General features: G+C 64.8%; 11 protein-coding genes. All 11 read left to right on the top strand.

The genetic code is table 11. The features are described from left to right. On the top strand, positions 1-612 hold a 612-nt coding region (locus MOV75_RS16330), incomplete at its 5' end, for an alpha/beta fold hydrolase (RefSeq protein WP_247006189.1). A gap of 217 nt (positions 613-829) precedes the next feature. Beyond that, positions 830-1,696, top strand: a complete 867-nt coding sequence (paaX, locus tag MOV75_RS16325; RefSeq protein ID WP_246921862.1) for a phenylacetic acid degradation operon negative regulatory protein PaaX — start codon at positions 830-832, stop codon at positions 1,694-1,696. 76 nt (positions 1,697-1,772) lie between these two features. After that, positions 1,773-2,765, top strand: a complete 993-nt coding sequence (gene paaA, locus MOV75_RS16320; RefSeq protein WP_246921860.1) for a 1,2-phenylacetyl-CoA epoxidase subunit PaaA — start codon at positions 1,773-1,775, stop codon at positions 2,763-2,765. Between the two features lie 10 nt (positions 2,766-2,775). Beyond that, complete coding sequence (gene paaB, locus MOV75_RS16315) at positions 2,776-3,063, top strand: 1,2-phenylacetyl-CoA epoxidase subunit PaaB (protein WP_092186062.1); 288 nt, start codon at positions 2,776-2,778, stop codon at positions 3,061-3,063. Further along, complete coding sequence (gene paaC, locus MOV75_RS16310; protein WP_246921858.1) at positions 3,063-3,839, top strand: 1,2-phenylacetyl-CoA epoxidase subunit PaaC; 777 nt, start codon at positions 3,063-3,065, stop codon at positions 3,837-3,839. Before paaB ends, paaC begins: the two co-directional genes overlap by 1 nt. Beyond that, on the top strand, positions 3,833-4,336 hold the full coding sequence (paaD, locus tag MOV75_RS16305; protein ID WP_246921856.1) for a 1,2-phenylacetyl-CoA epoxidase subunit PaaD: 504 nt from the start codon (positions 3,833-3,835) through the stop codon (positions 4,334-4,336). The genes paaC and paaD overlap by 7 nt, the downstream gene beginning before the upstream one ends. 2 nt (positions 4,337-4,338) lie before the next feature. Further along, positions 4,339-5,421, top strand: a complete 1,083-nt coding sequence (paaE, locus tag MOV75_RS16300) for a 1,2-phenylacetyl-CoA epoxidase subunit PaaE (RefSeq protein WP_246921855.1) — start codon at positions 4,339-4,341, stop codon at positions 5,419-5,421. Between the two features lie 101 nt (positions 5,422-5,522). Beyond that, complete coding sequence (paaI, locus tag MOV75_RS16295; protein WP_246921853.1) at positions 5,523-5,972, top strand: hydroxyphenylacetyl-CoA thioesterase PaaI; 450 nt, start codon at positions 5,523-5,525, stop codon at positions 5,970-5,972. 46 nt (positions 5,973-6,018) lie between these two features. After that, on the top strand, positions 6,019-7,350 hold the full coding sequence (gene paaK / locus MOV75_RS16290; protein ID WP_246921851.1) for a phenylacetate--CoA ligase PaaK: 1,332 nt from the start codon (positions 6,019-6,021) through the stop codon (positions 7,348-7,350). Positions 7,351-7,413: 63 nt separating this feature from the next. Further along, on the top strand, positions 7,414-8,418 hold the full coding sequence (locus tag MOV75_RS16285) for a zinc-binding alcohol dehydrogenase family protein (RefSeq protein ID WP_246921848.1): 1,005 nt from the start codon (positions 7,414-7,416) through the stop codon (positions 8,416-8,418). 114 nt (positions 8,419-8,532) lie between these two features. Then, positions 8,533-9,431 (top strand): YeeE/YedE family protein (locus tag MOV75_RS16280; RefSeq protein WP_247006187.1); only part of this gene is annotated, 899 nt, incomplete at its 3' end.

The raw sequence follows: 9,431 nt of genomic DNA, 5'->3' as shown, positions 1-9,431 counted from the left end.
GTCGCCTCCGACGCGTCCACGCGCGCGCTGCGGGCGTTTCTGACCAACAAGGGCTATGCAGTGAGCGGCTGGCGCCAGGGCCGCAACTACGGCCTGCGCGAGGGCGTGCAGCATGCCATGGTCGATCTGGTCGAGGAGCTCAGCGACAAGTACGGCCGCAAGATCAGCCTGGTCGGCTGGAGCCTCGGCGGCCTCTATGCGCGCCAGCTCGCCAAGATGATGCCCGAGCGCGTGCGCCAGGTCATCACGCTCGGCAGCCCGTTTGCGGGCGACCCCCGTTCGACCAATGCCTGGCGTGTCTATGAATGGGCGAGCGGGCGGAAGTCCGACGAGGTCGATCCGCAGTTCGGCGGCGATCTCGCCGTCGCGCCGCCGATGCCGACCACCGCCATCTTCAGTCGCACCGACGGCGTCTGCGCCTGGCAGGGCTGCATGGAGAAGACGGGCGCACAGACCGAGAGCATCGAGGTCGAAAGCAGCCATTGCGGCATGGGCCATCATCCCGCCGTGGTTTATGCCGTGGCCGACCGGCTCGCGCAGAAGGAAGGCCAATGGCGCCCCTTCGACCGCAGCGGCTGGCGCAGCGTGGTCTATCCCGATCCGCATCGATAGTCGGGCCTGCATGGTTCTCCCGGCGATGCGAAGCATCGTCCGGAGACGCGCGGCCTAGCCGCGCTCCTCACCCAGGAGGATGAGAGCAAGTGAGGCCGCGCGGAAGCGATCAGACCTCATCCTGAGGAGGCGCGAAGCGCCGTCTCGAAGGATCGAGCCCGGCTCTAGTCGCTCCCGTCCATTGTCGCGCCCGCACCAAACGCGCTATGCCTCGCGCATGGCGCATCCGCTCTCCCGCATCATCGACCAGCTCAAGCGTGAACCGTCGCGCACCGGCTCCATCGTCATCACCGTGTTCGGCGATGCCATCGTGCCGCGCGGCGGCTCCGTGTGGTTGGGTACGCTGCTGGAATTCTTTGAAGGCCTGGACATCGACAGCGGCGTCGTCCGCACCGCGATGTCTCGTCTTGCCGCCGACGGCTGGCTGACGCGCGCGAAGGTCGGCCGCAACAGTTTTTATCGCTTGGCCGACAAGGGCCGACAGACATTCGAGGCTGCGACGCGCCATATCTACGATCCGCCGCCGTCCGATTGGACCGGGCGCTTCGAGCTGATCCTGATCGGCAATGGGGAGGACCGTGACGCCTCTCGCGAAGCGCTGCGCAACGCCGGGTTCGGCAGTCCGCTGCCCGGCGTGTGGGTCGCACCGTCAGGCGTGCCGGTGCCGGATGAAGCCTCGGGCGCGATCCGTCTCGAGGTCTCGGCGGAGGATGACAGCGGCCGCCGCCTGCTCAGCGCGAGCTGGCCGCTGGACCGCACCGCCGACGCTTATCTGAAATTCACGAAGACGTTCGAGCCGCTTCACGCGGCGATCGCGCGTGGCACGGATCTGTCCGAGGCCGACGCCTTCACCGCGCGTATCCTGCTGATCCACTATTACCGCCGCGTCGTGCTGCGCGATCCGCTGCTGCCGGAAAGCCTGCTGCCGGGGGATTGGCCGGGCAGGGCGGCACGGGAGCTCTGCGGCGAAATTTATCGCGCGTTGCTTGTCCCCTCCGAACAATGGCTTGATGGCCATGGAACCAGTGAGAAGGGGGCATTGCCGCCGGCGCGAAAACTTCTGGAACGGCGGTTCGGTACCTGATTTTTATGTTACAGAAATATCTTGCATAGAGTAATTCTTGTTATATATTGCCTCCCAATAAAACGGGAGGATGCGCATGTATACCCAGGCGCTGAACACGGCCGAGGCTGACGATCGCGGTCTTGAGGACGCGGCCAGGGCCGCGCAGTTCCAGGCCCGCATCGATGTCGAGGAGCGCATCGAGCCGAACGACTGGATGCCGGCGGCCTATCGCAAGACGCTGACCCGCCAGATCTCCCAGCACGCCCATTCTGAAATCGTCGGCATGCTGCCCGAAGGCAACTGGATCACGCGCGCGCCGACCCTGCGCCGCAAGGCCGCGCTGCTCGCCAAGGTGCAGGACGAGTGTGGCCACGGGCTCTATCTCTATGCCGCCGCCGAGACGCTCGGCACCTCGCGCGAGGAACTGGTCGATGCAATGCTCGCGGGCAAAGCCAAATATTCCTCGATCTTCAACTACCCGACGCTGACATGGGCCGACATCGGCACTATCGGCTGGTTGGTCGATGGTGCGGCGATCATGAACCAGATCCCGCTGTGCCGCTGCTCTTACGGCCCTTATGCGCGCGCGATGATCAGGGTCTGCAAGGAGGAGTCGTTCCATCAGCGTCAGGGCTACGAGATCATGCTGACGCTGTGCCGCGGCTCGGACGAGCAGAAGGCGATGGCGCAGGATGCGCTGAACAGATGGTGGTGGCCCGTGCTGATGATGTTCGGACCGCCCGATGCGACGAGCCAGCACAGCGATGCCTCGACGAAGTGGAAGATCAAGCGCTTCTCCAATGACGAGCTGCGCCAGAAATTCGTCGATGCCACCGTGCCGCAGGCGCAATATCTCGGCCTTACCATTCCCGATCCCGGCATGACGCAGGATGCGGAGGGGCACTGGCGCTACAACGAGATCGACTGGACCGAATTCAAGCAGGTGCTCGCGGGCAACGGGCCCTGCAATCGCGACCGCATGGCCGCGCGGCGCAAGGCACATGAAGAGGGCGCCTGGGTGCGCGAGGCGGCAGCCGCTTACGCGGCAAAGCGTGCGCAGCGCCAGACCGCTCAAGCCGCGGAATAGGGGGACCAGGATGACGACGCCGAACACGCCGCTGTGGGAAGTCTTCATTCGCAGCCGCAACGGGCTTGCGCACAAGCACGTGGGATCGCTGCATGCCAGCGATGCCACCATGGCACTGCAGGCCGCGCGCGACATCTACACCCGCCGTGGCGAGGGCCTGTCGATCTGGGTCGTGCCGTCGACCGCGATCACCGCGAGCGATCCCGCCGAGAAGGGCATGATGTTCGAGCCGGCGGAATCGAAGATCTACCGGCATCCGACGTTCTACGAGGTGCCGGAAGAAGTGGGGCACATGTGATGCCCATTGCCAACATCCAGGTCTCCGAAACGCCGCTGGTGCTCTACGCGTTGCGCCGCGCCGACGATGCGCTGATCCTCGGCCACAGGCTGTCGGAATGGTGCGGGCATGCGCCGATGCTGGAAGAGGATATGGCGCTCTCCAACATCGCGCTCGACCTGATCGGGCAGGCGCGCGAACTCTATACCTACGCTGCCAAGGCCGAAGGCGGGGATAACGACGAGGACAGGCTCGCCTACTTGCGCGACGTCAGGCAGTACCGCAACCTGCTGCTGGTCGAGCAGCCGAATGGCGACTTCGCCCAGACCCTGGTGCGACAGTTCTTCTATTCCGCGTTCGCCGACCTCTACTGGCGCGCGATGATGACCTCGCGCGACACGACGCTGGCGGCGATTGCCGCCAAGTCGGAGAAGGAGAGCGCCTATCATCTGCGCCACGCCTCGGAGTGGCTTATCCGGCTCGGCGATGGCACCGATGAGAGTCATGCCCGCGCGCAAGCCGCGATCGATCACCTCTGGGCCTTCACCGGTGAGATGTTTGCGGTCGATGACGGCGAGCGCGCGCTGATCCATGCCGGTATTGCGATCGATCCCGGCACCTTGCGTGGTCGCTGGTTGCAGACGCTCTCCGATGTCGCCAGTGAAGCCACGCTGGTCTTGCCGCAGAACAACTGGATGCAGCAGGGCGGCCGCGCGGGCCGCCACAGCGAACATCTCGGCCATCTGCTATCCGAGCTGCAATCGATGCAGCGCACCTTCCCGGGGCTGACATGGTGACGGCCGTCGATGACAATACCGCACTACGACAGCGCGCCTGGGACGCCGCCGCGAGCGTGGTCGATCCCGAGATTCCGGTGCTGAGTATCGCCGACCTCGGCGTGCTGCGCGACGTCGTTCTCGACGGCGATCATGTCGAGGTCGCGATCACCCCGACTTATTCCGGCTGTCCAGCAATGAACATGATCGCGCTGGAAATCGAGCTGGCGCTGGAACGCGCCGGTTTTCGTCATCCGAAGGTGCGTACAGTGCTGTCGCCGGCCTGGACCACCGATTGGATGAGCGAGGAGGGCCGCCAGAAGCTGCGCGCCTACGGCATCGCACCGCCGCAAGCCTCGAGCTCGCGCCGCGCGCTGTTCGGCGGGCAGGCCGTGGCGTGCCCGCAATGCGGCTCGGACAACACCGAGTTGCTCTCCGAATTCGGCTCGACGTCCTGCAAGGCGCTGTGGCGCTGCAAGGCCTGCCGCGAACCCTTCGATTACTTCAAGTGTCATTGATCATGTCAACAGCCGCACCGCGCTTCCATCGCCTGGCCGTCAGCGACCTTCGCCGCGAGGCGTCCGACGCCGTCTCGATGACCTTCGCCATCCCCGGCGAACTCGCCAGCGATTACGCCTTCACGCCCGGGCAGTATCTCACGCTTCGCACTATGTTGGACGGTGAAGAGGTGCGACGCTCGTATTCAATCTGCTCCGGCCCCGACGACGGCGAGATCCGTATCGCCGTGAAGAAGATCGACGGCGGTGCGTTTTCGAACTGGGCGGCCGATGAACTCAAATGCGGCGACGAACTCGACGTGATGACGCCGACCGGCCGCTTCGGCGTGGTCGCGCCGGCCGATACCGGGCGGATCCATGTCGGCTTTGCCGCAGGCTCCGGCATCACGCCGATCCTGTCGATCGTCAAGGGCACGCTCGCGCGCGAGCCGGGCAGCCGGTTCTTCCTGTTCTACGGTAACCGCGCGACCGACAACATCATGTTTCTCGAGGCGTTGGAGGAGCTGAAGGACCGCTTCATCGACCGGCTCTCCCTCTTCCACGTCATCTCCGGCGAAGAGCAGGACATCCCGATCCTGTATGGCCGGCTCGACGGCGACAAGGTGAGGGTGCTGCTGCGCTCGCTGGTGCCGGCGGCCAGCGTCGATCATGTCTACATTTGCGGACCCCTCGGCATGAGCGAGGACATCGAGACCACCTGCCGCGAGCTCGGCATCGCGGAAGACCGCATTCACGTCGAGCGCTTCGTCTCCGAATTCGGCGGCAAGCCGCGGCCGAAGAAGGTGGTCGCGCCCGACGCGCCGCCGAAGGCGATTGCCTCGCTGATCATCGACGGCAAGCGTCGTGAGGTGCCTGTTGCCGAGGACGAGGCGATCCTCGATGCCGCGCTGCGCGCCGGCGTCGATCTGCCGTTCGCCTGCAAGGGCGGCATGTGCTCGACCTGCCGCGCCAAGCTGGTCGAAGGTGAAGCGCCGATGGACATCAATTATTCGCTGGAACCCTGGGAGCTGAAGGCAGGCTTCGTCCTGACCTGCCAGGCCAAGCCATCGTCGGAGCGTGTCGTGGTCGATTATGACCATGTCTGAGCAGGCGCATCAGACGCCGGCGATGCAAATGCGTCGCATTATTTGACAGTTTTGGCCAACCAGCAGAACATCATGGGTAAACATTTCACCGGGAGAGGCGCGTGAACGTCAAAGCCGCTTTGTCGCCTGAGGATGTTGCCCGCGCCTGCGCCGACGCCATGTGGGCGGAGGACGATGCCTCCAAGGGTCTCGGCATGGAGATCGTCGAGATTGGTCCGGGCTTCGCAACGCTTGCAATGAATGTGCGACCAGACATGGTCAATGGCCAGCGCATCGCCCATGGCGGCTTCATCTTCACGCTCGCCGATTCCGCCTTCGCCTTTGCCTGCAACTCGCACAATGATCGTGTCGTTGCCGCGCAGGGACAGATCACCTTCATCAAGCCGGGCAAGCTTGGGGATCGCCTCGTTGCGAAGGCACGCGAGATCACACGCGGGGGCCGTTCCGGCATCTACGACGTGCGTGTCACCACGGGCGACACCGTCATCGCCGAATTCCGCGGGCACTCGCGTGTCATTCCCGGCACGTGGCTGCCGCAGCAGGACCAATAAGAGACCAATCAAGAAAAGAACAAGTCAATGTTGTGGGGAAGCGAGGATGGCTTTGACGAGGCTCGAGCAAGGCGGCAACGGCTATAGCGCCGAGATGGACGCGCATGAGCGCGCCTCGCGCGACGAGATCATGGCGCTGCAGAAGCAGCGGTTGTCATGGTCGTTGAAGCACGCCTATGACAACGTCGCGCATTATCGCAAGGCCTTCGACGGGGCCGGCGTGCATCCGTCCGACTTTCGCGAGCTCTCCGATCTTTCAAAGTTTCCGTTCACGGTGAAGACGGACCTTCGCGACAACTATCCCTTCAACATGTTCGCCGTGCCGCGTGAAAAGCTGGTGCGCGTGCATGCCTCCTCCGGCACGACCGGCAAGCCGATCGTTGTGGGCTATACGCAAAGAGACATCGACACCTGGTCCGACGTGATGGCCCGCTCGATCCGCGCCGCCGGCGGCCGCACCGGGATGATCATCCACAATGCCTATGGCTACGGCCTCTTCACCGGTGGCCTCGGTGTCCACTACGGCGCCGAGAAGCTCGGCTGCACCGTGGTGCCGATCTCCGGCGGCATGACCGAGCGGCAGGTGCAGCTCATCAACGACTTCCGGCCTGATATCATCACGGTGACGCCGAGCTACATGCTGGCGATCCTCGACGAGTTCAAGCGCCAGAAGCTCGATCCGCGCCAGTGCTCGCTCAAGGTCGGCATCTTCGGGGCCGAGCCCTGGACCAATGCGATGCGTGGCGAGATCGAGGACGCCTTCGATATGGATGCGACCGACATCTACGGCCTCTCCGAGGTGATCGGCCCCGGCGTCGCGCAGGAATGCATCGAGACCAAGGACGGCCTGCATATCTGGGAGGACCATTTCTATCCCGAGGTAATCGACCCCGAGACCGGCGCGGTGCTGCCGGATGGCGAGAAGGGCGAGTTGGTTTTCACCTCACTCACCAAGGAAGCCTTTCCGGTGATCCGCTATCGCACCCGCGACCTGACGCGGCTGCTGCCGGGCACGGCGCGGCCGGGCATGCGTCGCATGGAGAAGGTCACGGGCCGCTCGGACGACATGATCATCCTGCGCGGCGTCAACCTGTTCCCGACCCAGATCGAGGAGGTGCTGCTCGCGACCGATTGGTGCGGCGGCCACTTCATCCTGGAATTGACCCGCGAAGGCCGCATGGACGAGCTGACCATCATCGCCGAAGCGAGGCCGGAGAGCTGGGACGGCCGGGGGCTCATCGATCACGCCGATCGAATCTCGACCCACATCAAGAACACCATCGGCATCAGCTCCAGGGTGCAGGTTGTCGCGCCAGCCACGCTGGAACGCTCGCTGGGCAAGGCCAAACGCCTCTACGACAAGCGGCCCAAAGACTGACTTGACGGATTGACTTGCCCCCCGCCAGAGGCGACAAGGCCGCGAGAAATCCCGGGTCTTTTTATGTCGCCAGCCGATACCAAGACGGTCGAAGCGCGCTGCGTGCGCCTGAACTCCAAGGCCGAAAACGCCGCTGCGCTCTCGCCGGTGATTGAGCCTCAGAGGCTCACGCGCGGTCCGGACGATCTCCTGATCGAAGTGAGGGCTGCCGCCGTCAACCCGTCCGACGTCAAGGCCGCGACCGGATTGATGCCCTATGCCGTATTCCCGCGCACCCCCGGCCGTGATTATTCCGGCGTGGTCATCGACGGGCCGGCCAGCATGGTCGGCCGCGAGGTGTTCGGCTCCTCGGGCGATCTCGGCATCCGCCGCGACGGCTCCCATGCCAGCCATCTCGTGGTCGAGGCCGATGCCGTGGTGGAGAAGCCGAAGGCGGTGTCGTGGGAGGAGGCCGCCGGCATCGGCGTGCCCTTCGTCACTGCGATGGAGGGCTTTCGCCGCGCCGGCGTACCTAAGAGCGGCGAGACCGTGCTGGTGTTCGGTGTCAACGGCAAGGTCGGCCAGGCTGCCGTGCAGATCGCGACGTGGCAGGGCGCACGCGTCATCGGAGTTGTCCGTAAGGCGGAAGCTTACGAAGGCCACGCCAACGCGCCGATCGAGGTGATCGACGCCTCCGCGACGGACGTTGCCGCGCACGTGCGCGAATTGACCGGGGGCAAGGGCGCCGACATTGTCTTCAATACGGTCGGCGATCCCTATTTCCAGGCGGCGCACAAGTCGCTCGCATTGCGTGGTCGCCAGATCCTGATCGCCGCGATCGACCGCATCGTGCAGTTCAACATTCTCGAATTCTACCGCGGCCAGCACACCTATGTCGGCATCGACACGCTGGGCCTGTCCTCGGCTGCAACTGGCGCGGTGCTCCGTGATCTCGGCCCTGGCTTTGCAAGCGGCCAGCTGAAACCGTTCCCGATCAAGGCGAGCGCCGTCTATCCGCTGGAGCGCGCCAAGGAGGCGTACGTCGCCGTCGCCGGCTCTTCGCGCGACCGGGTGATCCTGAAGCCGTAACACACCGTCATTGGAGCGTAGCGAAGCAATCTAGAAATGCATCCGCGGAAACAGACTGGATTGCTTCGCTGCGCTCGCAATGACGGACGACGTCGAGAGATCTGAGAACAATCGATGGAATCTGCCCTTCTCGTCATCCTCGCTGGCCTCGCCATCGGTCTCATCTACGGCGCTGTCGGCCTGCTCAGCGGCTTCTGCCTGATGAGCAGCATGCGCGGCTGGCTGACTGAGGGGGACGGGCGGCTGGTGCGGACCTATGCTCTGGCGATCGCGGTTGCGATCGCTGCAAGCCAATTCCTCGCCGGCCGTGGCATGGTCGATCTCGGCAAGACGATCTACCTGCAACAGACTTTCTCGGTGCCGGTGCTGTTCCTCGGCGGCCTGCTGTTCGGTTACGGCATGGTGCTGTCGAACGGCTGCGGCTCGCGCGCGCTGGTGCTGCTCGGCCGCGGCAACCTCCGCTCCTTCGTCGTCGTGATCGTGCTCGCCATCGCCGCGCAGATGACGCTCAAGGGCCTGATCGCGCCGGCGCGCATCGCGCTGGTTCAGTCCTCGCAAACCACCGTCGGCGCCAATTCGCTGCCGTCATTGCTGGCGACGTTCGGTCTCGCCGAACCTCTCTCTCGCGCGCTGGCTGCGGCCGTCATCGTCGGCGCGCTGGTCCTGTTTGCCCTGGCGCATCCGGGGTTCCGCCGTTCGCCGGGCCAGATTGCAGCAGGCGTCATCGTCGGTCTCCTGGTTGCCGCCGGCTGGTTCGTCACCGGCCATCTCGGCGCTGACGACTTCAATCCCGTCGCGGTGACCTCGCTCACCTTCATCGCGCCGATCGCCGATGCGCTGCAATACGCGATGCTCTCGACCGGCCTGACGCTGAACTTCGGTATTGCGACCGTGGCCGGCGTTTTCGCCGGCAGCCTCGCGACGGCGCTGGCCACGGGCCGCTTCAAGCTTGAAGGCTATTCGTCACCGCGCCACATGCTGCGCTCGGGCAGCGGCGCCGCGCTGATGGGCAT

Origin of the sequence: Bradyrhizobium sp. PRIMUS42 (assembly GCF_023006515.1) — a bacterium.
Lineage (GTDB): Bacteria > Pseudomonadota > Alphaproteobacteria > Rhizobiales > Xanthobacteraceae > Bradyrhizobium.
This window is presented reverse-complemented; position numbering and strand designations above follow the sequence as displayed.